This window comes from Sorangium sp. So ce836 (genome assembly GCF_028553905.1).
Classification (GTDB): domain Bacteria; phylum Myxococcota_A; class Polyangia; order Polyangiales; family Polyangiaceae; genus Sorangium; species Sorangium cellulosum_D.
Genome location: NZ_CP102233.1, coordinates 14,349,105 through 14,373,497, shown reverse-complemented (window position 1 = coordinate 14,373,497; position 24,393 = coordinate 14,349,105). Strand labels below are relative to the sequence as shown.

Genomic DNA, 24,393 nt, shown 5'->3' with positions numbered 1-24,393 from the left:
CCGCTCGCGATGCTCGATCGATCCTGCCCGAAGCTCCTCCGCGCCCTGCTCCCGCTCCTCGCCGCGACCGGCTGCGACGGCTGCCCGAGCTCCAAGCCCTACACGCCCTACACGCTCGGCTCGGCGGCGCCCTCCGGCTCCCCGCCCCCGCTGAGCGCCGTCGCCCCCGGCGCGCCGGACGCGGGCCCCGACGCCGACGCCGGCGCTCCGGACGCCGCCGCGCCCCGGTTCGCGGCCGTGCCGAGCGTCCCGGCGCCCGAAGGCGGCAAGCGGTGGCCCCTCGACGGCGGCGCCGTGGCCGCCGCGCCGACCGGGCGCACCTTCGAGACCGGCCTCCTGCTCGACCTCGACGGCGACGGCGCGCGCGATCTCGTCGCCTGGGCGCGGGCGCCCGACGGCCTGCGCGGCGAGCTCCTGCTCGCGCCCGCCGCGCGCCCGCAGGCGCCGCGCACGCTCGCCGCCCTCCCCGGCGATCTCGCCGCGCAGGGGTGCACCCCGCGCGTCGGCCTCAGCCAGATCGGCCCCGCGACGCTCGCCCTCGATTTCGCGCCCCAGTGCCCCGATCAGCAGCGCGCCGCCGGCGCGGGCGCCACGCGCTGGATCGCCGTGATCCGCCTCCCCGGCCCCGCCGCGGGCGCGGGCGCGGCGCCGGAGCTCGCCCTGGAGCTCCGCCTCCGCACCCCGCCGCCCCAAGAGGCGCTCTCCGCCTCCCTCGAGGTCGCCGACCGCGACGCCGACGGCCGCGACGACCTCGTCGTCTCCATCGGCCTCTCCGGCGCGCTGCGCCCGTTCCCGGCGCCGGCGGGCGCCGCCGCCGACCTCGGCGTCCCGCTGGTCTTCCTCGATCGCCCCGCGGGCCTGTCGCGCGACGCGGCGCAGCCCGCCGAGGCGCTGCGCGCGCTCGCCGCCTCCCTGCTCCGCGACGCGCGCGGCAAGTCCACCGCGCCGGCCGTGGCCGCCTCCGCCCAGCGGCTGCGCCGGCTCCACGCCGCCCTCTGCGCCGACGCCGCGGCCGGCGGCGGCGCGGTCGCCGGCCGCGACGCCACGCGCGCCGGCGAGGCCCTCGTCTGGACGGGCGCGGGCCCGGTGCGGTGCGGGGAGCCGGGGCTCGCGGCGGCGATCGACCACGCCGAGGCGGTCGCGGCGTCGACCCGCGGCGCGCCGATCGCGGCCGTCGCGGCGCTCGACCGCGGCGGCGCCGAGCCGCGCACGAAGGACGAGGGCAAGCTCCTCGCGAAGCTCGCGCCGCCGGCGACCGCGAGCGCCGTGTACCGCACCGCCGCGGCCCCGCAGCCGACCCGGCCCGGCGCCCTCGGCTCGCTCGCGTTCGAGCCGAGCGGCGCCCTGCTCGTCCGCACCGCGCAGGGCGTCGTCCGCGTCGACCCCGCGGCGTCGCCGACGTTGACCGAGGCCGCGACGGACATCCCCCCCTGGCCCGCCGCCGTCCACGCCGGGCCCGCGGAGCTCGTCGCGGTCGAGCGGCGCTGCGACGCGCCCACGCTGCTCGCGCTCTTCCGCAGCTCGCCCGACGCCGTCGGCGAGATGGAGGTCCCGCTCCCGCTGCTCCGCGGCCAGGGGCCCCGCGCCCGGCCGGGCGCGGCCCCGCCCGAGCGCTGCGCCGGGACCGAGCGGCTGCCGTTCTCCCCGCTCGCCGCCTCCGAGGGCGGCTTCGACATCGCCCTCGGCGCCGCGCTGGTCTCGATCGACCTGCGCGCCGCCGCGCCGACCGCGTCCGCGCTGTCGTTCCCGCTCACCACGCCCGCCCCGCAGGGCGCGGCGCGGTCGCCGGACGGCGCGACGCTCGCGGTCCCCGCCGCCGGCGGGCTCCTCGTGGCGACGGCGGGCGGCGCCGCGCGCCTCTGGTCGGGCGGCGACCTCGCGCAGGCGACCGCGTGCGCGCCGGCCAACGGGGGGGCGCGCGTCGCGTGCGTCGTCGGCGCGGCCGCGGTGATCTTCGAGGCGAAGTGACCCCGCGGCCGAGGCCCCGGGGTCAGCCGGGGCTCAACCCTTGTTGACGCGCTCCAGGTACTTGCCGTCGGTCGTGTCGATCTTGATCCACTCGCCCTCCTTCACGAAGAGCGGGACGTTGACGGTCGCGCCGGTCGACACCGTGGCGGGCTTCGTGGCGCCGCTCGCCGTGTCGCCCTTCACGCCCGGCTCGCTGCTCACGATCTGGAGCACCACGTGCGGGGGCATGCTGACGCCGATCGGCTGGCCGTTGAACAGGGTCACGTCGATCGACATCCCGTCGCTGAGCCACTGGGAATCGTCGCCAATCTTGTCGCCGGGGACCGTGAGCTGCTCGCCGGTCGCCGGGTCCATGAACACGTAGTCCGTGCCCTCGGGATAAATGTACTGGAGGCTGCGCTCCTCCACGTCCGCGGGCTCCAGCTTCTCGCCCGATTTGTAGGTGCGCTCGAGCACCGCGCCGGTCGCCATGTTCCGGATCTTGACGCGGGTGAAGGCCTGCCCCTTTCCCGGCTTGACGAACTGGAAGTCGATGACCGAGTAGGGCTGGCCGTCGACCATCATCTTGAGGCCTTTTCGGATGTCGCTTGTGTCCATAGGCAGAGCTTCCTGGTAGCGTAAGGGCGGCCTGTCGGCGAGGCCGGGGATCCGCGTCTGCGTCCCCCTTGCGCGGCCCGCGAGTCCGCGTTAGCGGCCTCCCGGGCGCGGTTCGGGGGCCCGCGTCGCGGCCCCCTTAGCACGAGCGCGGCCTCCTGCACAGGGCGCGGTTTCAGGACTTGAAAATGCACGACTTCGACGACGAGCTCCGGGAGATCAAGCGTGAAATCGTGGAATCCCGCGGGCTCATCATCAAGACGAACAACCTCACGAACGCCCTCGCCGCGGACCTGAAGAGCATCTCCAAGCGCCAGATGGCGTACGAGCGGCGCGCCTTCTGGAACAGCGCGAGCGCGAACCTCCTCTTCGTGATCGTGGTCATCGGCGTGGTCAAGCTCGCCTGGGACGCGCGCGTGGACGCCGTCCAGGCCGAGACGAAGGGCGCCCGGGACCGCATCGCGAAGCACGAGGCGGATCTCAAGGAGATGCAGCAGCGGAACGACGCGCGGGCCAAGGCCGAGAGCGACGCCGCGGCGTTTTACGAGCTCATCCGTGCCGAGCGGCGGCAGGAGGTGATCGAGGGGTTCGAGGCGCTGCGCAAGGCGCCGCTCACCCGCGCCGAGCTCGCCTTCTTCACGGACTCGGTCGACAAGGCGCGCTCGGAGCTGTCGATCAAATCGTACCAGACGGGCCTCGATCACATGCGGACGGGCCGCTGGCACGAGGCCGCGGTCGCCTTCGAGGACGCGATCCGCCAGAAGGAGACGGCGTCGCACACCCCGTCGGCCCGCCTCAACCTGGCGCGCGCCTACCGCAGGCTGAACCGCCAGCGCGACGCGATCCCGCTGCTCATGACGCTCTCGGAGGCGTCGCCCGACCGCGAGGTCATGGATGACGCGACCTTCCTCCTCGCCGAGTGCCTGCTCGACATCCAGGCCTGGAACGACGCGAAGACGACGCTGCGGTCGTTCATCCGCCGCTTCCCGGACAGCGCCTACATCAACGACGCGCGCCTCGCGCTGGCCGACGTCTCGCTCCGGCACTGACGCCCGCCGCGCGCGCGGCGAGGCGGCGCGCCGGCTCCCGCGCGGCGAAGCGCCGGCGGCTCGCCTCAGGTCGGGGGGCGCACGTCGATCTTCCGCGGCTCGTCCTTGCCCTCGAACCAGCTGGATCGGAGCGTGCGGCGGAAGCCGGACGCGAACAGGCAGTCGCGGAACGCGTTCTGCTGGAAGGTCACCGCGCTGTGCGCGAGCGGGGCCTCGATGAAGATCGCGCGGCCGTCCAGGAGCTGCTTGCGCGTGAGCTCGCCCGGGCGGCGCTCGTGGAGGCAGGCGACGCCCTTCGCCTGGAGCGAGCGCTCGAGCTCGAGGTTGAGCCGCCGCGGCTCGCCCGCGACGAAGTGGCTGATGAGCTTGTGCCGGTCCCGCCCCGACCTGTCCTTCCGCTCGAGCACCCAGTCGCGGAACGCGTCGACCTCCCCGTACAGGGCGTCGAACAGGTACACCTCGCTCACCTCGCAGCCGCCGTGGCGGAGGCACGCGGCCGCGACGCGGTAGCCGCCCGAGTGCGCCGACAGGCAGAGCCTCCCGAGCTTCGCCTTCCGCGGGGCGGCGCGGTCGCCGAGCGCCCGCCGCGCCGCGGGGCCCGCGAGCACCGCCGCGAGCTCGCCGCACAGCCGCCGGAGGCCGCCCTGCTGCCCCAGCTGGCCCGGGGGCGACTCGGCGGCGTTCACCGCGCCCTGCGGCACGACGAGCACCGCGTTCTGCTTGCTCTCGTGGAGCTGCTCGCGGAGCTTGTGCGCCGCGATGGCCCGCTCCGCGGTCGTGACGTGACCGTGGAAGTGGATCACCAGGTCGAGCTCGCCGCTCTCCGGCGCGCGGTAATGGTCCGGCACGAAGACCAGCACCGTCGCGTCCCGGTACGGGGCGCCGGCGCAGGGGAACGGCGCGTGCGACAGCTCGAGCTTCAGCGTCACGCCGAGGTCCGAGGCCTCGACGCGCTTCACCTTCGAGGCGCCCCCGGCGAGCGCCGGCGCCGGCCGGAAGAGCCCCGGCGCGGCGACGGCGCCGCCCGCCGCGCCGAGCGCATGGAGAAAGGTCCGACGGCTGAGCGGTGGTGCTGCGAAGCGGGACATCCTGGCGACCTCGTCCGATGCCGCCTCCGCGCGTACCCCGGCCGCCCGATCCGGGCCAAGAAACCGCCGCTCAGGCCTGGTTGCTGACGGCGGCGGAGCTGACCTGCGCGAGCAGGTCCTGGATGCGCCGGACGAGCTTCGCCGGCTCCTGCACCACGCCCTCGACGAGGAGGGCCTGGTCGAGGAGGAGCTCGGACCACTGCTTCACCCGCTCCGAGCCGGGCTCGCGCCCCGCCAGGATGTTGAGGTTCTTCACCACCGGGTGGCTCGGGTTGAGCTCCAGGATCCGCTTGGACTCCTCGGTGCTCTGGTCGATGAGCTTCATGATCCGCTCGAGGTTCGCCCCTGGATCGCCCTCGGCCGCGACGAGGCAGCTCGCGCTGTCGGTCAGGCGGCGCGAGACGCGCACGTCCTTCACCTGGTCGCCGAGCGCCGCCTTGACCGCCGCCACGGCGGCGTCCACCGACTCCTCCGGCTGGTCCTTCTTCTCCGGCTCCTCGCCGAGGTCGACGTCGCCGTGCGTCACGCTCTTGAGGCGGCGCTTGTCGAACTCGTTCAGCGCCTTCACCAGCCATTCGTCGACCGGATCCACGAGGAACAGCACGTCGTAGCCGCGCTTGCGGAACGCCTCGAGGTGCGGGCTCTGCTCCACCGCGCGGCGGCCGAGGCCGGTCACGTAGTAGATCTCCTTCTGCCCCTCCGGCATCTTCTCCACGTAGTCGCGGAGCGAGATGAGCTTGTCCGCCTCCGTGTTCATCGACTCGAACCGGCAGAGCTCGGCGATCGCGTCCTTGTTCTTCCAGTCGTTGGTGACCCCTTCCTTGACGACCCGGCCGAACTCCTTCCAGAAGGTCGCGTACCGCTCGGGATCCGACTCGGAGAGGTCCTTCAGCGCTTTGAGCACCTGCTTGACGATCTGCTGCTCGATCTGCGAGAGCGTGCGGTTCTCCTGGAGCATCTCGCGCGAGACGTTCAGCGACAGGTCCTCGGAGTCGACGACGCCGCGCAGGAAGCGCAGGTACATCGGCGTGAGCTTGTCGCACTCCTCGACGATGAGGACCCGCTTCGCGTAGAGGCGCACCGCCCTGCGGTCCTTGTGGAACATGTCCGGCGGCGCCTTCTCGGGCACGTAGAGCAGGGCGTGGAACTGCACCGGCGCGTCGATCGACAGGTGCACCGTGAGCAGCGGCTTCTCCCCCTCGTAGCCGCCGGTCACGTGCCGGAAGAACTCCGCGTGCTGCTCCTCGGTGATCTGCGACTTCGGCAGCGTCCAGAGGGCGGCCGAGCGGTTCGCGACCTCGTCGTTCACCTTGATCGGGAAATGAACGAAATCCGAGTACTTGCGGATGATCTCCTTGATCCGCCACGCCTTCGTGTACTCGCGCGCGTCGTCCTTGAGGTGGAGGACGATCTTCGTGCCGGGGTGCTCGCGGTCGCCGGGCGCCACGGTGAAGGAGCCGGCGCCGGACGAGCGCCACAGGACGGGCTCGGCGCCGGGCAGCATCGAGCGGGTCTGCACGTCGACGCGCGAGGCGACCATGAACGCGGCGTAGAAGCCGACGCCGAACTGGCCGATGAGCTGGAGCTTGCCGCCGTCCTTCTTCTGCTGCTGCGCGGCCTCGGCGTTGGCCTTCAGGAACTCCAGCGACCCCGACCGGGCGATGGTGCCGAGGTTCTGCACCACCTCGTCGCGGGTCATGCCGATGCCGTTGTCCTCAATGGTGAGGGTCCGGGCCGCGTCGTCGAGCGTGATGAGGATCGCGGGCTCGCCGACCTGCTCGGCGACCCCTTCGCGCGTGAGGGCCAGGAAGCGGGCCTTGTCGAGCGCGTCCGACGCGTTCGAGATGAGCTCGCGCAGGAAGACCTCCTGGTTCGCGTAGAGCGAGTTGATGACGAGCGCGAGGACCTGCTGCACCTCGGCCTGGAAGGGGAGCTCGACCGCGCCGGCGGCCTTGGCCTCCTCGGACGCGGTCGACGCGGGCGGCTGGGGGCCCGGCGCCGCGCCCGAGGGCTCGGCACCGCTGGTTTCGGGGTTCTGGCTTTCCGTGTTCATCTCGGCGACCAAATGGATCCGATTTTCGAAAGGGCAATCCCCCACCGCGCTGCAGAGCGACGCGCGGGCCGCGGCCGCGTCGCGGCGCGGTCGCCGCGCTCGATGCGCCGCCCTCCCGCGGCGCCGCCCTCCCGCGGCGCCGCGGGAGGGCGGCGACGCGCGATGCCAGGGTGGCTCACCCGCGGCGAAGCGCGCTCCCAGGGTGGGGGCTCACCCGTGGCGACGCGCGCTCCCAGGGTGGGGGCTCACGCGTTCACGGGTCGAGACATGACCCGAGGTCGGACGCCGCGCGCCGGGTCCTCACGTTCAGGTCGCTGGCTGCGATCCCCGCATCCTCGCTCGGTTTTTCCGGAGGGTAAGGGTTTCTTCAGGAGGGTGGCGGCGCTAGATTCACCGAGGTTGCACCCTCGCCGTCGGGGAGATCTGTTGTGGTGGCACTTCTCCGTGCAGTAGTCCGCGTTGTCCCGGTAATCGGGGTGCTGGCGCTCGCGGGGTGCAGCGATCGGGGCAAGGCGACGGGCAACGAGGACATGAAGCGTCCGCCCGCTCTGCTCCAGTTCGAGGGCTACGTCTACGTCCCGACCGAGACGAGCGATTTCAAGATCCTCGAGCGCGTGCGGGCGCAGACGCGCTCGGTGTTCACCGGGCTGCGGCGGTCCCGGGTGATGGTGAGCCGGCGCGAGGTCCAGGGCGCGACCACGGACAACCTCCTCAAGGAGGCCGTGACCGTCGTCGACGCCGCGGGGCAGCGCAACGTCGCGCTCCGCGTGCGCTACCGCTTCGTCGCCCGGCCGGAGGTCGCGAACGGCATCGACGATCGCAAGGAGCTCGCGCTCGCGCTCCTGCACCGGGAGGACGACGCCGTGGCGGAGCGCGTGCTCCGGGAGTGCACGGCGAACCAGGATGTGAGGAAGGGGGGCGCCAGCGCCGTCGGGCTCGACTTCGATCCGTCCCTCCCGGGCTGCAGGGCGGCGATCGACGCGGAGCAGGCGGCGATCGACGCCGCGCGCGCGAAGGTGCCCGAGCTCGCCGGGGCGCCCGCGTCGGTCAAGGACACCGTGGTCCCGGCCGAGGAGGTGCGGCGCGTGTACATCCCGACCCGGGTGACGGTCGAGCTCCGCGCCCGCAGGCCCGGCGAGGTCGCGCCGCGCTACGCCCCGGTGGACCGCCCGGAGGAGCCGGAGCAGGACGCGCGGATCGCGACCGCGACGCCTCGCGGCGGCGGCGAGGGCCAGGAGGCGCTCGAGCCGGCGGCGGTGATCGTCGATCCGGATCTCTCGACGCAGCGGACCCCCGAGGAGCAGGCGCTGGCGGCCGAGGGCGCCCTGCTGCCGAGGCTGCCCGCGACGGGCGGCACGAACGTCGAGATCGGCGGGAGGCGGCTGCCCGAGGTCGTGGCCCCCGCGACGGCGCAGGCGCAGCAGCGCAAGGTGGAGCCCGCGAACGAGCGCTTCGAGATCCCGTTCGAGACGCTGGCCGATCCGAAGTTCCTGGTCGTGTGGCTGAGCCTCCTGATGGCGTATCCGATCCTCCGCGGCGATCCGCGGAAGCGGCGCTGACGCGGCGCCGGAGGGCGTGGAACAGGCGCTGACGCGGCGCCGCCGGGCGTGGAACAGGCGCCGACGCGGCGCCGCCGGGCGTGGAACAGGCGCCGACGCGGCGCCGCCGGGCGTCGCGGCCGAGCTGCCGGCGCTGAAGAAGGCGCTCGCGAAGGTCGCGACCGAGGAGCGCGAGAAGGAGGCGACGCTGCGCGCGAAGCAGAGTGCCATGCGCAAGAGCGACAAGAGCTTCGGCCAGGGCGCAGCGTTGCTCGCCGCGAGCTTCACGTTCGCCGGCCTCGAGGATCTCGCCGCCAAGGTGCGCCCGTCAGGCCGCAGGCCCGGCCGGACCGCGGCCGAGGAGGACGGCGCGCTGCCCGCCGAGGAGCCCGCCTCGCCCGAATCGCCGCTGCCGCTCGAAGGCGGCTGACCGCCGGCCGCGCCTGCGAGCGGCCCTCACGCCCCCCGAATCGCGCTGCCACGGCCGGGAAACGCGATGATCCCGCGGCGAGCCGCGCTCCGAGCCGTTCCCCTCGGCCATCGCCGCGGGCGAAGCCCTTCCGAAGCGCTCGGCAGCTCCGGCGCCGCCGGACCTCGCCTTTCCGACGGCTCCGGCGTCGTCTCGCCCTGGGCACGTCGCCCGCGGAGCGGCTCCAGCGTCGTCTCGCCCTGCGCTCGTCGCCCGCGGAGCGGCTCCGGCGTCGTCTCGCCCTGGGCTCGTCGCCCGCGGAGCGGCTCCGGCGTCGTCTCGCCCCGCGCTCGTCGCCCGCGGAGCGGCTCCGGCGTCGAGCGCCACACCCGGTACGTCCCCTGCGCTCCTGTGGACGGCGGCCTTGGCGTCATCGAGGACTCCCGTCGGACCCACCAGGACTGCTCCCGCGATGCTCCCGCGAGGCGACGGCCTTCCCGTCCAGCGATGGCCCGCGCGTCGAGGAAGGACGGAATGGCGCTCGGGGCGGGCGTCTCGGCCGAGCAATGTCCTACCGCCTTGGTGTGGACGCTTGCTTCTGCTCATACGAGCGGGCGAGCGTGCGCGGCGAGAAAGATCGCGGGGTGGAGGCAATGAGCATGAGAAGGAACACGAGGCGGAAGGCGATCCTCGTGGCGGCCGTGGCCGCCCTGGCGCTCGGCGCGACGGCGTGCGGGTGCTTGTGGGGGCGCGAGGAGCACGCGCCCAGCCGGTTCTGCGCGCAATCGAACACCAGCGTGGTCGAGCACTGCGTGGACGCGAGCGAGGGCCCGGGCAGCGCGTGGAGCAAGGCCGAGGCGGACGGAGAGCTGCCGATCCAGATCTGGGCGCTCGAGCCGAGCGGCGCGATGCTCGACGATCTCGCCGCGAACGAGGCGGCGCTCCGGGCCTGGTTCGATCTCATCGATCGGGCGGTGGCCTACGTGCGCGACGAGGAGAAGAACGCCGAGTCGCTCCGGGCGACCCTGCACGGCAGGCTCCTCGGGCTGCTCTCGCAGTCCAGGCAGCGCCAGGAGGCGATCTTGGAGGAGGAGCCGGTCCGCGCGGCCGACAACTTCCAGCAGGCGATGACCGACAAGGCGAGCGTCGAGAAGGAGCCGCTCGTGGCCGCGCTGGCGGCCGACAAACAGGCGATGGCGGTCGTGCAGGCGATCTTCGACCAGGCCCGGAGCGATGCCGCGCCGCTGCAATCCAGATACGCAGGCGTCGCGGCGAGCTTCGCCGCGTACCGCGCGACCGAGGCGGCGGAGACGGCGGCGTACGCGGCGCTGTCGAAGCAGGCGTCGCGGTCAGGCATCGACGAACTCGACGGCGCGGAGCAGGCGGTGCTCGCGGCGGCGCGCGAGGCGAGCCGGGCGCCGAACGAGCTCGCCGCGGAGATCATGACGCTGTCGGCGGAGCTCCAGGCGCTCGCGGTGTCGTTCGAGGAGGCGATCGCGCCGCACGAGGAGGTCCTCGCGACCCACGGCGCGGTGGTGCCGGACATGACGTCGGGGGCGCTGCGCTCGCTGAGCGCGATGCTGGGCTATGCGCAGCGGCGGGTCGCCCGGAGCGATGCGACGGCGACGGCGCTGCTCGGCGGCATCGCGCTGCGCCGGCAGTCGCTCCGCGTGCTGGAGGGGGACGAAGGGGCGCACGAGGCGATCGCGCGGTCGCGGCTCGAGAGGGCGTCGGAGGTGTTCGGCGAGGGAGCGCGCGCGCGGGTGGAGGCGCTGTCGGCGGCGCCGCCGGTGAGCGAGAAGGTGGGGCTGCCGCTGCTGGCGGAGCGGTGCGGGGAGCTCGTGGCGCTGGTGCAGATGCGGCCGCTCTGCGAGGCGGCAGGGTCGTCGTGGCGCGAGGCCGGGTGCGCGGCGCTGCGAGGGCGGTTCGACGCCGCGGAGGCGGAGCTCAGGACCGGCCTGCCGCGGAAGATCGCGGCGGGCCTGGCGGCGCTGCGGGAAAAGGGAATGACCACGGCGGCGCTCGACGCCGCGCAGGCGAGGCTGGACGCGGGCGACGTGAAGGGCGCCGCGATCGCGTATGACGCCGCCGTGCGCGGGGCGGAGGGGACATGAGCCGGTCGGAGGATGTCGCGCTGCGCCGCTGTTGCGCCGCGGTGTTCCAGAGGCTCGTCGCGCTGGTCACAGCGCTGGCGGTGCTGTCGCCGTCGTTCGCGCGGGCCGGCACGCCGTACAGCCTCGACTGGGTCTCCATGCAGTTCAACGCGAGGTGCGTGACGCCCGAGCTCGCCGTCCCTGGAGCGCCTTATTTCCGCGTGAACCAGACGCCGCTCCCCACCTACGAGGTCCCGGGCGAGTTCGTGTTCCACGATGACGGCTCGGAGAGCAATCGGATGGAGGCGGCGTTCGATTCGGTGCTGCTCCGCATGGGCGCGAACGACTTCCATTTCCACGTCTACACGGAGAGCGGCGACGACACGTGCGTCGACGCGCGCGAGGTGGTGAACCTCGTGTCGGTGCCGCTCGGGTTGAACAAGCCGCTCTTCGACGTCCGGCGCCGTGGGGTGGCGTTCTCGGGTGACACGACCCTCGACCTGAGCCTCGCGGAGATCAACCCGGCACTGGCGCGCGACATCGCGGAGCTGGAGGTCGCGGTCGCCAAGCTGATGGCGGCGCTCCTCCGCAACGCGGCCAAGGTAGCGGACCTCCGGGCGAGGATGGATCTGCTGCGGCAGCTCGATACCGAGCTGCACGATCTGGTGAGCCGGCCGCTGGACGAGATCTCGCGGACCGACCTCGACGCGATCCTGGACCGGTACAAGGACGTGGTCGACCCGGAGACACGGGCGGCGATGGAGCAGCTCGTCGATGACCTGAAGAAGAGCGTCAGCGATCTCGAGGACGAGCTCGGGCGGTTGCTCGACGAGTTTGGCGCGCAGGCGGACGAGGTGGCGGACCTGGCGACGCAGGACGCGCGCGCCGAGGGGTGGGATCCGGATGACCCGTGGAACTACGCGCTCGGGGAGAGCGAGGTGCCGTGGGTGGAGGTGCCCGACATCGCGGAGGTGGACGGGGCGTTCGAGGAGGGGAGGGACCCGTACGCGGCGTACGCGGACGCGGTGATCGCGGCGCTGGAGGCCGACGTGAGCGGCGGGGTGGTGGTCGCGCGGGCCGACTTCGTGGCGAACGTGCGGGCGTGGCGTGAGAACAGCGCGGCGCTGGAGATCGCGCTGCGCGACCGGATGGGGGTGTCGCTGGCGGAGACGAACGCCTTCCTGAAGGCGCAGAACCGGCTCACGGCGTACGTGCGGCGGTTCATGGATGCGTCGGACTGGTTCGTGGACTCGCCGGTGCCGGCGGACCTGCGGGCGCAGGTGGACACGGTGCTGAAGCCACGGTTCGACGCGCTCGCGGACCAGATGAAGGACAGCCTGAACCAGTGGACCGGCGACGCGCTCGATCTGGAGCAGACGCAGCTCTACCAGACGATCAGCGCGTTCGCAGGGGCGATGTCGACCGTCGGCGAGGGCTTCGAGGCGTACGCGGAGGTGATGCAGACGCTGGTGCACGCGACGACGCGCATCGGGGTGGGGTTCGTGCCGGTGGTCGGGCCGGCGCTCGACTTGTGCGAGGCGGTGAGCGGGAAGGCGTGGTGCCTGCCGTCGGGGCAGGCGCTGAGCGACGAGGAGCGGATCTTCTCGGGGGTGGGCTTCGGGCTCGGGGCGGTCGGACCGATGTGGCGCGCGGTCGGTCGCGCCGGCGGGATGACGCCGGAAGCGATCCGGGTCGCCGAGGAGATCGCGCAGATGGGCGAGGAGCTCGCGACAGCGCTGCGCGCATCGCGGCGCACATCGTACAAGACGCTGCGCGGGGCGGTCACCACCAAGCTGATCGACGCCTTCGAGAAGAAGGCGGCCAAGTTCCTTCTGGACGATGGGCGGGCGCTGATCGGCGTTGGCGATGACGGAGTGCGCACGGTGCTGGGTATCCCGAGGAACGCTCCTGCCTACAGCGATGCCGCGAAGGCGCCCGATTTTGTGACGGTAACCACAGGGAATAAGCTCGCAGTGAGCGAGGCAAAAAGTGGGACGCACGTCCAGGAAGCGATCAAGCAGTTGACGAACGCCCTGAAGGCGCTGAAAGAGAAGGGACTCGCCGGCGACGTCGCAAGAGTCGAGATAATCATCAAGAAGGGCGTGGCGTTCGACGATCACAACAAGATCACCAACAATGGATATTTATTCGACAAGTCCACAGGCCGGACCGTTCAGATTTCCGGAGAGGGCTTCAAGCATTTTGTTAGGATCATCGAGATATGAGCGAGTCAAGCGGTCAGCGGATTTTGAGGGAATCAACTCCTTCGTTCTTCGCGTGGTGCGACGAGTCGGATAGGATCGACGCATTTGCAGCGGCGCTGTCGGCTCTCGTTCACCCGCGGCGGATCTGTAGCAGCCTGTCGATATTCTCGACATGGCGTGATGAGATTCCTGTCGACGAAGTCGCTGCGACGCTGCATGCCCAGTTCGGCACGGACGCGTACGCTTGGGCGTCTTTCGGTGTGACGCTAAGCTCCGGACGTGCGCTAGGCTTCAGCAGCCACTGCTGCGGCGACGGGCAGCTTCGCCGCGGCGCCTCAGGTCCTCTCGGCATGTCGCCATTCGACAAGGAGGAACTGCTCCCGCTTCGCCTGCCCGTCGGCGTGCTCGCCAGTGCGAGATCGATCGAGGTTGAGGCGGCCATGGCGTCACTCGTTGTCCAGGAGGACGTGGAGGATCTCCTGCTCCGCCTATGCGCGCCGGGCGCGAGCAGACGCGTAACGACCGGAGGATGTACGAAGCTCGGGCACTGGGGCGCCCCGATCGAAATCGGCGCGACCTACCACGCGACGGCCACGGAGGTCGTGCGTGATCTTGCTCTCTCGTGGGTGCACCTGCACGACGACGACAAGGTGGAACGCGCCGCGGGGTTGTCGATGGACGCGCTGCGTGCGCGCGTCGACGCTGCTCCACACGGGGCGCGCATCGCGGTCAAAGGCGGCGCTGAGGTATCGCGGGAAGCGGTTCTACAGGCCATTGATACTGCACCGGCAGTGCTTCTCGACGCGCTTGAGGCGTCGGCGCTCCCGGACGATGATTGGCGCGCCGTGGAGCCCTATGCCCGCGAGATCATGAAGATAATCGCAGAGGGCGCGCCCGTGCACGACGTGGACCTCACCACGCGCAAACACGTCCGGTTTCTCGAGCAACACGCCCCCTACCACGTCCGTCGCCTCCCGAGCGGCGGTGTGATGCTGGCGACGCACCCGTACCGCACGCTGTGGCCGCTCTGGGCCGACGCCCTCTTCTTGCTGGGCATCACGTCATGACGCAGGGCGCCCGCCTACTCTCCCTTGCAGGTTCCGCACCTGGAAATGCTGGGCAACGCACCCCTCCCTGAGCGCGCGGAGCGCGCGATTTGGGAGGGGCGGACCGCGCGCAGGCGCGAAGCGCCGAGCACGGGCCGGGGTGGGCATCCTCTCTCTCTCTGCCGTCCTTCGCTCTTTCGGACACCGCGTCGGTTGCGCGCGATCTCGCCCTCTCATGGGTCCACCTGCACGAGGGTGACAAGACAGCGCTGACCGCGGGGACGCCCCCTTTCACGTGCAACGCCTGCCGAGCGGCGGCGTGGTGCTGGCGACCCACCCGTACCGCACGCTCTGGCCGCTCTGGGCGGATGCGCTCTTCGCCCTCGGCATTATGCCGTAAGTGAAAGCGAAGGGATGCTCGCCCGGCTCGGAGTCTGTGTCCTCCGCCGTCGTCCGTCCGGCCTCTCCTTGCCGGGCATCACGTCATGCTGTAACGGTGTGTCGGCTTCGCTCGCGGCTCATTGGGCCTCGCGGGCAGGTGGACCCGTTATTGGAGACAAGAGAGGCGATCCATGAGCAAAGACCCTCACGCGAAGCGATTCGAGATTCAGCGGCTCGTCGAGCGCTCGCTCGACGTGGCGAGGCACGCGCTGCTGCAACAGGGATCGTTCATTCCCGGGTTCATCGCAGTCCAGCCGAACGGGAAGTACGACATCGGGGTGGCAACGCAGGGCGGCACCGAAGGTTCGAACCTGCTCATCATGGCGTTGAAGCAGAAGGCATCGGCAAAGCAGATCAGAGCGGCTGCTGTTTATCGAGATGTGCGGGTCCGCCCCCAAGGCGCATCGGAGGATGTCGACGCCATTCAAGTCGTGGCCGAGCTCGCGTCGGGGGAGTCGTACAACGTATTCCAGGTTTACCGCATGGACGAGGAGAGGCTGGTCTTCGAGGAGGGGCGGGAGGTCGAGCGAGTCCCCCCTGTCATCTTCGCGGAGTCGGATCGAAGCGGGGCAGGCACCAAGCGATGGTGGGTATTCTGGAAGTGAGCTCCTCTTCACCGGGGCTATCGCGCCGTGCACGCTTTACCATCTCCGAACCTCACACCCCGGCCGCAGGTCCCCGACGGCGCACCCCTCCCTGAGCGCGCGGAGCGCGCGATTTGGGAGGGGCGGACCGCGCGCAGGCGCGAAGCGCCGAGCACGGGCCGGGGGTGGGCATCCGCTCTCGCAGAACGGTCGGGAGGTGGAGCCCGCGAACGAGCGACTCGAGATCCCGCTCGAGACGCTGGCCGATCCGAAGCTCCGGGTCGTGTGGCTGAGCCTCCTGATGGCGTATCCGATCCTCCGCGGCGATCCGCGGAAGCGGCGCCGGCGGGCGACGCCGCTCAGGCGCCGCGCGCGCCCGCGCTCCAGCGCTTGCGGGCGCGCGCGAGGCTGCCCGGCTCGGCGAAGCCGACGAGCAGCGCCGCCTCCTTGGCGCTCGCCCCGCGGTCGATCAGGTCGAGGGCGCGCGCGCGGCGCTCGCGGTCGACGAGATCCTGAAAGCTCGTGCCCTCGCGCTGCAGCCGGCGCTGCAGCGTGCGGGCGCTCATGTGGAGCCGCCGCGCCACGCTCTCGAGCCGCGGGGCGGCGACGTCGAGCTCGGCGCGGAGCATCGAGGCGATGCGGTCGGCGAGCGACGCGGAGGCGGGGAGCGCGGCGACGGCCGTGCGCGCGATCCGCTCGAGCGCGCGCCCGAGGAGCTCCGGGGGCGCCGCGACCGGGCGCCCGGCCACCTCCGCCGGCAAGACGAGCGCGCTCTCGGCGCAGCCGTACGCCGGCGCGACGCCGAGCGCCGCGCGCAGCGCGTCGTCGGGGCCGAGCCGGTCGTGCCGGAGCCGCGCGGCGTGGCCCTCCGCGGGCCTGCCGGTGAGCAGCCGCACCGCGTCGACGATCTCCACGAGCGCGCACTCGGCCAGCACCGCGCGCGCCAGGGCGCTCCGCCCGGGGTGCTCGAAGCGGACGGCGAGCCCGCCGCGGAGCGCGCTCAGGGCGAAGCGCTCGCCGTCGCCCCACACGCGCTGGTAGGCGACCGCGCGGGCGAGGCCGTCGCGGAACGAAGGCCCCGCGAGCAGCAGGAGCGCGGCGACGCCGTAGGTCTCCTCGTCGCGCACGCGCGCCAGCGCGGGCCCGAGGCCCGCCGCGCCGACGCGCGAGGCCGCGGCCTCGATGGCCCGGTCGAGCGCGGCGTACGGGACGCGGCACGCGGGACGCCGGAGCTCGACCTCGGTGGCGCCGAGCACGCCGAGGAGCGGCGCCGTGTCGATCGCGCGGTCCGCGCAGAACCGCACGAGGCGCAGGGCCATCGCGCCCGAGATGCCGGCGCCGCCGCTACCGCGCGGCTTCATGGGGCGACCGGGATGGCGCGCGAGGCCGCGCGATCTGGCGCGCCCGGCCGCCGCGCCCGAAGGGGGCGTGGGCTACGGTCCTCACCATGGTGCTGCGTCTCATGAAGATTTTCAGTCTCGCATTCGTGGAGACGGCCGTCGAGCGCGCCCGCCGCGGCCCCGCTCGGCCGACCTGGGGCTTTGGCTTCGAGTGGGTGGTCCGGGCGCTCCGCCGCGACTTCATCGACATGCTCGGCTGGCCCTATCCGAAGGTCCGGGCCGATCTGGACGCGCGCTTCTCTCCCGACAAGGCCGTCCGCCGCGTCGAGCGCACGGCCGATGTCCTGGGGGGCGTGCCCGCCGTGTGGTTCGAGCCGCCGGGCGCGATGGATCGAGGCGTCGTGCTCTACCTCCACGGGGGCTCGTACCTGTTCGGATCCACGAAGACCCACGCGGAGCTCATGGCGCGGCTCGCGCTCTCGAGCGGCGCGCGCGTCGTGGGGATCGATTACCGGCTGGCGCCGGAGCATCGGTATCCCGCCCAGCTCGAGGACGCGCTCGCCGCCTTCGGCGCGCTGGTCGAGCGGGGCCACGCGCCGGGCGAGATCGCGCTCGCCGGCGACTCCGCCGGCGGCAACCTCGCGCTCGTCGCCCAGCTGGCGCTGCGCGATCGCGGCGAGCAGGCGCGCTGCGCCGCGCTCGTCTCCCCCTGGCTCGATCTCACCGCGAGCAGCGCCTCGACGCGCGAGAACGACCCGACCGACTACGGCACCCGGGAAGGGCTCGCGCGCCAGGCGCGCGACTTCGCCGGCGCGATCCCGCTCGACGACCCCCGGCTGTCCCCCCTGCACGCGCGCCTCGACGGCCTGGGCCCGCTGTTCGTCCAGGTCGGCGACGCCGAGCGCCTCCGGGACGAGGGCCTCGAGCTGGCGCGGCGCGCCCGCGAGGCGGGCGTCGACGTCACGCTCGACGTGCTGCGGGACATGCCGCACAACGGGCCGGTCCTGGCCGAGTATCACCCGGAAGGCGCCCGGGGCGCGGACGCCGTGGGGGCGTACCTGCGGGCGCGCCTGTCCGCGGGCGCCGTCGAGCCGCAGCCTGGGGCGCCACCCCGCCGCCCGGGCGAGGCGGCGACCGCGCAGCGGGCCTGAGCCGGGCTCCGCGGCCGTTGCGGTGCGCGCGCGCAGCGCGTACTGGATCGGGCCCGCGGGGCTCGCTCCGGGGGGACCTCGAGGAGGACGAGACGATGACGCCTTCCCAAGACCTTGTCGATCTGGCCGAGCGGCTGGCGGACGCGAGCGGCGCGGTGATCCGGCGGTATTTCCGCAAGGGCATCGAGGCCGACGACAAGGCCGACGCGAGCCCGGTCACGATCGCGGACCGCGAGGCCGAGGCGGCGATCCGGGAGCTGCTCGCGGCACACGCGCCGGGCCACGGGATCGTGGGGGAGGAATTCGGCCGCGAGAACGAGGGGGCGGAGCACGTGTGGGTGCTCGATCCCATCGACGGCACGAAGGCGTTCATCACGGGCAAGCCGCTCTTCGGCACGCTCATCGGCCTGCTGCACCGGGGGAGGCCGGTGCTCGGCGTCATCGACCAGCCCGTCCTCGGCGATCGCTGGCTCGGCGTCCTGGGCCGGCCGACGCTCTGGAACGGCAGCCCGGCGCGCGTCCGCGCCTGCGCGGGGCTCTCGCTGGCGCGCCTCTCCACCACGGGCCCGCAGTACTTCGCGGCGGCGGCGGCGCGCGCCTTCGGCGCGGTCGCGTCGCGGGCCAAGCTCGTGAGCTACGGCGGCGACTGCTACCAGTACGGCCTCGTGGCGAGCGGCAGCGTCGACGTGGTCGTCGAGTACGGGCTCAAGCTCCACGATTTCGCGGCGCTCGTCCCCGTGATCGCCGGCGCGGGCGGGCTCATGACGGACTGGGAGGGTCGCCCGCTCGACGCCGCGAGCGCCGGCGACGTGGTGGCCGCCGGCGATCCGCGCGTCCACGCCGAGGTGCTCGCCGCGCTCCGCGGCGGCCTGGCGGAGCGCGAGGCGCGCTGACGCCGGCGTGCCCCGGGGACGGCCGGTGACGCCGGCGCGCCTCGGGGACGGCCGGTGACGCCGGCGCGCCCCGGGGACGGCCGGTGACGAGGGCGGGGCCGGGGAGGCGGGGCCGGGGAGGCGCGCCCGGCGCGTGCCTCACGCGCGGAGCCCCCGGACCTGGAGGGCGAGGGAGCTCTTCAGCACCGGATCGAGCGCCGCGCCGAGCGTCGCGAAGCCGCTGAGCCAGGACAGGAGCGCCGCGAAGTAGAGGGCGAAGATGTTGTGCGCCGCGCCGAGCGGGTCGATGTCGCCGGCCACCTCGCCGCGCGCCTGGGCGTCGCGCACGAGGGCCGCGATGCGGTGCAGGAACGCGAAGGTGAGGGCGTTCAGCCGCTCGCCGTTCGGGCCCGACGCGCCGGGGAAGGCCTTCACGAACGCCTGCGACACGAGCGGCTGCTCGCCGTACATCGCGAACAGCTGCTGGAACACGTGGAGCAGCTGAGGGAGCAGGGGGTCCTTGCGCGGCAGCGTCTCGAACGCCGCGTCGACCGCGGCCGCGAGCCGGTCGTGCATCACCATCATGAGCAGGTCGGCCTTGTCGCGCGCGTGGACGAACACCGTCCCCGCCGCGACCTCCGCGCGCTCCGCCACCGCCTTGGTCGTCGTGCCGTCGTAGCCGAGCTCGGTGAAGAGCGCCCACGCCGCGTCCCGGATGCGGCGGCGGGTGTCGAGCTTCTGCTGGGCGCGGCCGGCACGCTCGAGCGCCGGCGCGGACCGGGACGGCGGCGAGGCGGGTCCCGCCGGGGACGCGGCTGCCGCCGGGGACGCGGCTGCCTTCCGGCGCCTCGCCGCGCCTTGACTGACCTTGCTCATCGTTTGCGCAATGTGCTGCCGCGCGCGGTTACGAGTCAAGCATGGCGGGCTTGACAATGCCGGCTCGAAGAATGACCATGGTCAGTGACCTCAGTCATCCACGGAGGGTGGTGCCATGGCGCTGGTGCATTACGACGAGGGCCTCACGATGCGGGAGGCGCGGGCGATCTACTTCGAGGTGAACGGGTTCGGCGCGGACGGCGGGTACGGGGACGCGTGGGTCGATTTCAAGCTCGGCCCCCTGCCCGTCCCGTTCCCGAACACCCGGGCGCGCGTGCGCGCGGTCCGGTACCACGACCTGCATCACGTGCTCACGGGCTACGACACGAACACGATCGGCGAGTTCGAGATCTCGGCCTGGGAGCTCGGCGCCGGCTGCAAGGGCTTCGTCGCGGCGTGGCAGCTCAACCTGGGCGGCCTCTTCGCGGGGCTGCTCTCGGCCCCGCGCCGGACGGTGCGCGCGTTCCTCCGCGGCCGCCGCGGCGAGAGCCTGTATGGCCGGCCGTTCGAGGCGCTGCTCGATCGGACGGTCGGCGATCTCCGCCGGGAGATGCGCGTGGACGCGCGTTCGTCCGGCGCGACGGTGGGCGACGCGCTCTGGCTGGCGCTCGCGACCCTCGCGGGGCTCGCGGGGGCCGCCGTGGGGCTCGCGCTCGCGCTGGTCGTGACGCCGATCGGGCTCGTGAGCCTCGCGCTGCGCCGGCACCGCGCGCGGCGCGCCGCGGCCTGAGGGACAGATCGGGCGCGGCGGCATCCTCCGCCGGCCGCAACGCACGCTCCTGCCAGCGTCCAGCGTGAACACAGTAGGGACGACCGCCGCGAGCGTTCCGTTCCCGAACACCCGGGCGTGCACGCGCGCCACGTGGGCGCGCACGGCGCGTCGTGCGGTACCACGACATGCACCATGTGCCCACCGGCTACGACACGAGCACGACCGGCGAATTCGAGATCTCGGCCTGGGAGCTCGGCGCCGGCTGCAAGGACCTCATCGCGGCGTAGACGCAATGAGCACGGCGCCGATGTTATTGCCAAACGCTCTCGCTGACCCTGTAAACTCTCTCATCGAACAGGGTGTTCGATGCGGAGAAGATCGGCACAACAGCGCTCCCCACAACGGAGACTGCTGCCCCGCGCACGCATCCTCCTGCTGGTCCCACGCCCGGGGGGCGACGGCCAGAGCATCGGAACGCGCCGCAATTCGGATCGGGATCCACTCGATTCGAAATCACACGAATATTCTTTACCGCCAAAGCTCTGTGCCCAATCAGACCACACCACCGTGTTTCACTGACCAACCGTCGAAACCGTATACGTTTTATGCACCACGGCCCTTGTCAGAACCGGCGCATAGCCGAATTGATGCTGCAGCTGCCACCAGGCGGTGATGCCTCTTGGGGCAAGAAAAATCGAATCGACTCCTCGAGCGACACCGTATTCTCTCAAATCGTCATCATCGAGCCCGAAGACATCGTAGAGGACAAACTTGAGACCGATCTCGTATTTACCCTTGCAAGAGTCATAGCTATATTTTTCAACATACACATACACATATTGTACACCGTTGATCATCACCGCCAGCCCGTTCGCCCAGTCTCCCGAGTTGAAGAGCGGAGCGGGCGTCTTAGTGCCTTCATTGAAAGCGGGCACGCCGAGGCCTTCGATGGTCTTGACGTTATTGATGTCCCAGCCAGCATCCTTGAGCCGTTGATGAATCCTTGGCTTCGTCGGATCGGTCCCATTTGTTCCGGGTGCCGCCAGAGTCCTGTCAGAAAACGCAATAAAATTGGAGCTGGCCTGGACCGCCATATCGAGCCCATCATCGGTGAATATTGTCACCTGGCCGTTCTTCTCCAAAAATTTATCAAATAACCTCTTTGCCATCTCGTCGCGGTCGTAGAAGGCAAAAACGTCGAGGAGCCGCAGCATTGCGTCCCTCAACGTCGCTTCGTCGTTGCTGGTAGCAGGGTAGCCGTCCAACAGTGCTCTGCTAGACGAGTGGGTTATGTCCTGACCGAGCGGCATGATGCCGCCATGCAGGACGTCATCACGGACCTTCAAGCTCACAGTTGGCACGATCGTGGAATCAACCGCCTTGGCGATCAAAAACGGCTTCGCCAACTGATAGACGATACAGTCATTGCATTTCTCGCAAGTCCTCTTGATTTCGCCCCTCCTTTGTGCAGGAGGAACAACGATGACGTCACCTGGGCTGATGCCGTACGGCGGACTCCGGGGCTTAAGCGACGGATTCAGGCTCTTAATCTGCTGAAACGAGACACCCAGCTTCTTTGATATGCCCCAAAGACTATCACCGGTCTGCACAATATAGGTATCGGGCATGGCCTGAGGTCTCCTGAGTCACGACGCTGGTCAGCGCCCTACGTCGACTCCGTCCGCTTTTCGATGATGTCTACCTTATCCTCCGCGCTCAATGCATTCTGTGCCAATACGGCGTGAGCCTCGTCGTCCGGGCCATTGTCAACCCAGCCCAAGGCGTAGCTGCATTCGAGATATCGCAGCGCATCAAACCTATCCGTAATACCGTACGAGAGAGCTTGCCCGAGGCGCGTACGCAGCGAGTCGATGAGTGCCTCATCGTCGAAGCGCGCGACGGCCTCGGGTAGGACATCTCTGAGATGCTGCGCCATTTCGACACAAAACGCGCCAACATTGGCCTCCTCAAAAGCAGCTATTTGGTCTTTGCGGACTCTGAACATGATTCATCTTAGAAGAGCTGGCAGGATGCGCGCGGCCATGCTTGCTAGAACCAGCGCTGTGCGATCCAAGGAGTATACCGTCGACATTTGCGTAGCACCGAAGTCAGATTGCGAATGACCGCCGGCTTCCTGGAATCCCAGGTCTCGATCGCGTCCACCGTACCAGTACGGATCTGGGGCTCGCCGAGCGTAAGCTCTTCAGCGGAATCCGCGCGGAGCACTACATCTTGCCCGCTGGGGATCTTGAGCGTCACGCCGAGATCCGGAATTGGATCGGTCGACTTGAATTCATCAAACACCGCGAACACGACTCACGCATCCTCGGCGTCCACCCCCACCGGCTCCTCCGGCGCCCCCGGGTGCGCTCCCCCGCCCCTCCCGGGCGAGCCGCTCACGTTGATCTTGACGAGCGTCCCCTTGATGGTGACCCCCGCCGCATCCAGCCGGATGAACCCGCCCGGTCCACGGATCGTCACGTCGTCCGCGCCTTCACCCACGAAGTCCTCACCGACGACGTGGATCTTCTTCGCCGCGCGCAGCGCATAACGGCCGCCAACGCGCTCCTGTCGACCTTGCTCAACGGTGCACGACTGCGTTCCTCGAACCTCCTCCCGGTAGCTCGCGCGCACTTCCAGGTGGCAGCTCCCCTCGATCCGCTCCCGCCTGTCGCGCCCCGTCACGGCATCCACGTCCTTGCCCACCGCTCGCTTGACATAGCCGTCCACGCGCTCGGACTCATCGTTCTTGACGAGCTTCTGCCGGTCGTGACCCACCGTGCCCTGCTCGTCGTTCTTGACCAGCCGCTTCCGGTCTTTCTGCGCCTGCTGCCAGACGAGCTCCTTGCCCTTCAGGTCCTCGAACATCACCTCGTTGAACCCGCCCCCTCCCGGCGAGGAGTCGCTCTTCCATGTGCTCCGGGTGCGGTGCTCGGGCAGCGCGTACGGGGCGCTCTGGACCGCGTTGTAGGTGCGGCCGATGACGACGGGCTGATCGGGGTCGCCCTGAAGGAACGTGACGAGGACCTCCTGTCCAACGCGCGGAAGCGCGATCATGCCCCAGCCGGCGCCGCCCCATCCTTGATGCACGCGCATCCAGCAGGAGCTGTGGTCGTCCTTCTGCCCTTCTCGGTCCCACGCGAGCTGCACGCGGACGCGGCCGAACTCGTCCGTGTGGATCTCCTGGCCACGCGGCCCCACGACCACGGCGCTCTGGAAGCCATGGACGACCGGCTTCGGAGCGCGCCGCGGCGGGCGATACGGCGAATCGGCGAAGACCGCCTGCCCGGAGAGCGTCCACTCGCCGTCTGGCGTGCCCTCGAACGAGCTCTCGACGACGAGGAGCTTGCGGGCCGCGGGCAGCTCGGGATGCGGGTGGCCGTCGACCGAGAAGACGACCCCCGGGACGATGTCGAAGGCGTTCGTTTCATAGCCGATACCGTGGACGCCCACGCGCTCGCCGTGGAGCTCGCGCTGTACGAGCTCGTCTCCAACTCCGGAGTCATGGCGGGCGAACCCCTGGTCGTCGGCGACCGGGCTGCCGGCCGGCTTGCCGGTCTCCACGAGAAACGCGCCGGGCCGGTACCGGTATTGCTCGTAGCGATCCTCGGCAGAGGCCGTCCGAGCGCTCGCCGCCAGCGGAAACATCGGACGCCGAAAATCATGGTCCCGTACGCTCACGGCACCAGGACGCACCTCGCGGCTGAGACGCACGCCGGTGACGAACTCCCGTCCGGCGCCCTCGCTCACGTCGCCAAGATAGAGGATCGGGGGCGCCGACCGGGGTGGGTTCGCCTCCAGACGGTCGCTGAAGATCGGCGCAGCGGCGTGACTCTCTTCGTCCGCAAACGTGAAGGCGATCCCCGCTTCCTCGAGCAAGCGGCTCAGGAACAGGTAATCGGTCTCGGCGTACTGAACCTTATAGTCAAGCTTCGGATAGCGCCCGCGATCGATCCTCCACACCGCTTGGATACGCCACTCGCCGAGGAGGCGGTCGATGATATCGGGGATGGAAAGGTGCTGGTAAATGCGCTGATTGCGCCGCTGCGTGAGCTGCCAGAGGGTCGGGACCAGGCGGAAGTGGTACGTGGAGACGTTCTGCTGGCCGGCCGCGGTCTTGACGGCGTGGACCTGCTCGGCGCGGCTGACCAGGCCGCTCCACGTGCGGCCGCCCGGCCGGTGCGCGAAGCCGTAGCCGGCGTCGGCGCGGAAGGTCCCCGGACGGCCGACGATGCTCCCGAGGTCCATGGCGGGATCCGGCGAGCGGGCCCAGACCGAGATCGAGAACGGCATCGAGATGGCCTCGTGGACCGCAAACCGATGCACGACCAGCGAGTCTTCTCGGGAAGAAAGGGTCAGCTTCAGGGTGGGCATC

Annotated in this window: 20 protein-coding genes; 11 read left to right on the top strand and 9 right to left on the bottom strand. The window is 71.1% G+C overall.

Going from position 1 to position 24,393, the window contains the following annotated elements:
- Positions 1-9: 9 nt before the first annotated feature.
- Positions 10-1,968: a hypothetical protein gene (locus NQZ70_RS52485; RefSeq protein ID WP_129580948.1), complete on the top strand. Its 1,959-nt coding sequence runs from the start codon at positions 10-12 to the stop codon at positions 1,966-1,968.
- 33 nt (positions 1,969-2,001) lie between these two features.
- Here NQZ70_RS52485 and efp read toward each other — a convergent pair whose 3' ends face one another.
- Entirely contained in the window at positions 2,002-2,565 is a 564-nt protein-coding gene (gene efp, locus NQZ70_RS52480; protein WP_129580947.1) for an elongation factor P, read from the bottom strand.
- A gap of 185 nt (positions 2,566-2,750) precedes the next feature.
- Between efp and NQZ70_RS52475 the strand changes: the two genes are divergently transcribed.
- Complete coding sequence (locus NQZ70_RS52475; protein WP_129580946.1) at positions 2,751-3,611, top strand: tol-pal system YbgF family protein; 861 nt, start codon at positions 2,751-2,753, stop codon at positions 3,609-3,611.
- A 65-nt stretch (positions 3,612-3,676) separates the two neighbouring features.
- On the opposite strand, the gene NQZ70_RS52470 is transcribed toward NQZ70_RS52475, so the two are convergent.
- Together NQZ70_RS52470 and htpG are read right to left on the bottom strand one after the other, a co-directional pair.
- Positions 3,677-4,699, bottom strand: a complete 1,023-nt coding sequence (locus NQZ70_RS52470; RefSeq protein ID WP_129580945.1) for a hypothetical protein — start codon at positions 4,697-4,699, stop codon at positions 3,677-3,679.
- Between the two features lie 70 nt (positions 4,700-4,769).
- Positions 4,770-6,752, bottom strand: coding sequence for a molecular chaperone HtpG (htpG, locus tag NQZ70_RS52465; protein ID WP_129580944.1), 1,983 nt, complete (start codon positions 6,750-6,752; stop codon positions 4,770-4,772).
- A gap of 530 nt (positions 6,753-7,282) precedes the next feature.
- Between htpG and NQZ70_RS52460 the strand changes: the two genes are divergently transcribed.
- The 6 genes from NQZ70_RS52460 (at position 7,283) to NQZ70_RS52435 (ending at position 15,088) form a co-directional block, all read left to right on the top strand.
- On the top strand, positions 7,283-8,311 hold the full coding sequence (locus tag NQZ70_RS52460; protein ID WP_237244868.1) for a hypothetical protein: 1,029 nt from the start codon (positions 7,283-7,285) through the stop codon (positions 8,309-8,311).
- Positions 8,312-8,327: 16 nt separating this feature from the next.
- Positions 8,328-8,720 (top strand): hypothetical protein, encoded by a 393-nt coding sequence (locus tag NQZ70_RS52455; RefSeq protein ID WP_237244867.1) that lies wholly within the window; start codon positions 8,328-8,330, stop codon positions 8,718-8,720.
- Positions 8,721-9,358: 638 nt separating this feature from the next.
- Positions 9,359-10,813, top strand: a complete 1,455-nt coding sequence (locus NQZ70_RS52450) for a hypothetical protein (RefSeq protein ID WP_237244866.1) — start codon at positions 9,359-9,361, stop codon at positions 10,811-10,813.
- Positions 10,810-13,017, top strand: a complete 2,208-nt coding sequence (locus NQZ70_RS52445; RefSeq protein WP_129580942.1) for a hypothetical protein — start codon at positions 10,810-10,812, stop codon at positions 13,015-13,017. The genes NQZ70_RS52450 and NQZ70_RS52445 overlap by 4 nt, the downstream gene beginning before the upstream one ends.
- On the top strand, positions 13,014-14,063 hold the full coding sequence (locus NQZ70_RS52440) for a hypothetical protein (protein WP_237244865.1): 1,050 nt from the start codon (positions 13,014-13,016) through the stop codon (positions 14,061-14,063). The genes NQZ70_RS52445 and NQZ70_RS52440 overlap by 4 nt, the downstream gene beginning before the upstream one ends.
- Positions 14,064-14,614: 551 nt before the next feature.
- Positions 14,615-15,088, top strand: a complete 474-nt coding sequence (locus tag NQZ70_RS52435) for a hypothetical protein (RefSeq protein ID WP_129580941.1) — start codon at positions 14,615-14,617, stop codon at positions 15,086-15,088.
- Between the two features lie 338 nt (positions 15,089-15,426).
- Here the strand turns inward: NQZ70_RS52435 and NQZ70_RS52430 are convergent, their stop codons facing one another.
- A complete protein-coding gene (locus tag NQZ70_RS52430) occupies positions 15,427-16,428 on the bottom strand; it encodes an AraC family transcriptional regulator ligand-binding domain-containing protein (RefSeq protein WP_129580940.1) in 1,002 nt (333 codons plus the stop codon).
- 101 nt (positions 16,429-16,529) lie between these two features.
- Between NQZ70_RS52430 and NQZ70_RS52425 the strand changes: the two genes are divergently transcribed.
- A complete protein-coding gene (locus tag NQZ70_RS52425; protein WP_237244864.1) occupies positions 16,530-17,558 on the top strand; it encodes an alpha/beta hydrolase in 1,029 nt (342 codons plus the stop codon).
- A gap of 95 nt (positions 17,559-17,653) precedes the next feature.
- A complete protein-coding gene (gene hisN, locus NQZ70_RS52420; RefSeq protein WP_129580939.1) occupies positions 17,654-18,451 on the top strand; it encodes a histidinol-phosphatase in 798 nt (265 codons plus the stop codon).
- Between the two features lie 138 nt (positions 18,452-18,589).
- On the opposite strand, the gene NQZ70_RS52415 is transcribed toward hisN, so the two are convergent.
- Positions 18,590-19,306, bottom strand: coding sequence for a TetR/AcrR family transcriptional regulator (locus NQZ70_RS52415; RefSeq protein ID WP_129580938.1), 717 nt, complete (start codon positions 19,304-19,306; stop codon positions 18,590-18,592).
- A 115-nt stretch (positions 19,307-19,421) separates the two neighbouring features.
- Between NQZ70_RS52415 and NQZ70_RS52410 the strand changes: the two genes are divergently transcribed.
- The gene (locus NQZ70_RS52410) at positions 19,422-20,036 is read left to right on the top strand and encodes a hypothetical protein (protein WP_129580937.1); all 615 of its coding nucleotides are present in this window, start codon (positions 19,422-19,424) and stop codon (positions 20,034-20,036) included.
- A gap of 554 nt (positions 20,037-20,590) precedes the next feature.
- Here the strand turns inward: NQZ70_RS52410 and NQZ70_RS52405 are convergent.
- From NQZ70_RS52405 to NQZ70_RS52390, 4 genes are read right to left on the bottom strand one after another with little or no spacing between them, the layout of a single operon-like run.
- A complete protein-coding gene (locus tag NQZ70_RS52405; protein WP_129580936.1) occupies positions 20,591-21,646 on the bottom strand; it encodes a LysM domain-containing protein in 1,056 nt (351 codons plus the stop codon).
- Positions 21,647-21,684: 38 nt separating this feature from the next.
- A complete protein-coding gene (locus NQZ70_RS52400; protein WP_129580935.1) occupies positions 21,685-22,023 on the bottom strand; it encodes a hypothetical protein in 339 nt (112 codons plus the stop codon).
- 44 nt (positions 22,024-22,067) lie between these two features.
- Entirely contained in the window at positions 22,068-22,331 is a 264-nt protein-coding gene (locus NQZ70_RS52395) for a hypothetical protein (protein WP_129580934.1), read from the bottom strand.
- 3 nt (positions 22,332-22,334) lie between these two features.
- Complete coding sequence (locus NQZ70_RS52390) at positions 22,335-24,392, bottom strand: type VI secretion system Vgr family protein (RefSeq protein ID WP_129580933.1); 2,058 nt, start codon at positions 24,390-24,392, stop codon at positions 22,335-22,337.
- Between the last annotated feature and the right edge of the window lies 1 nt (position 24,393).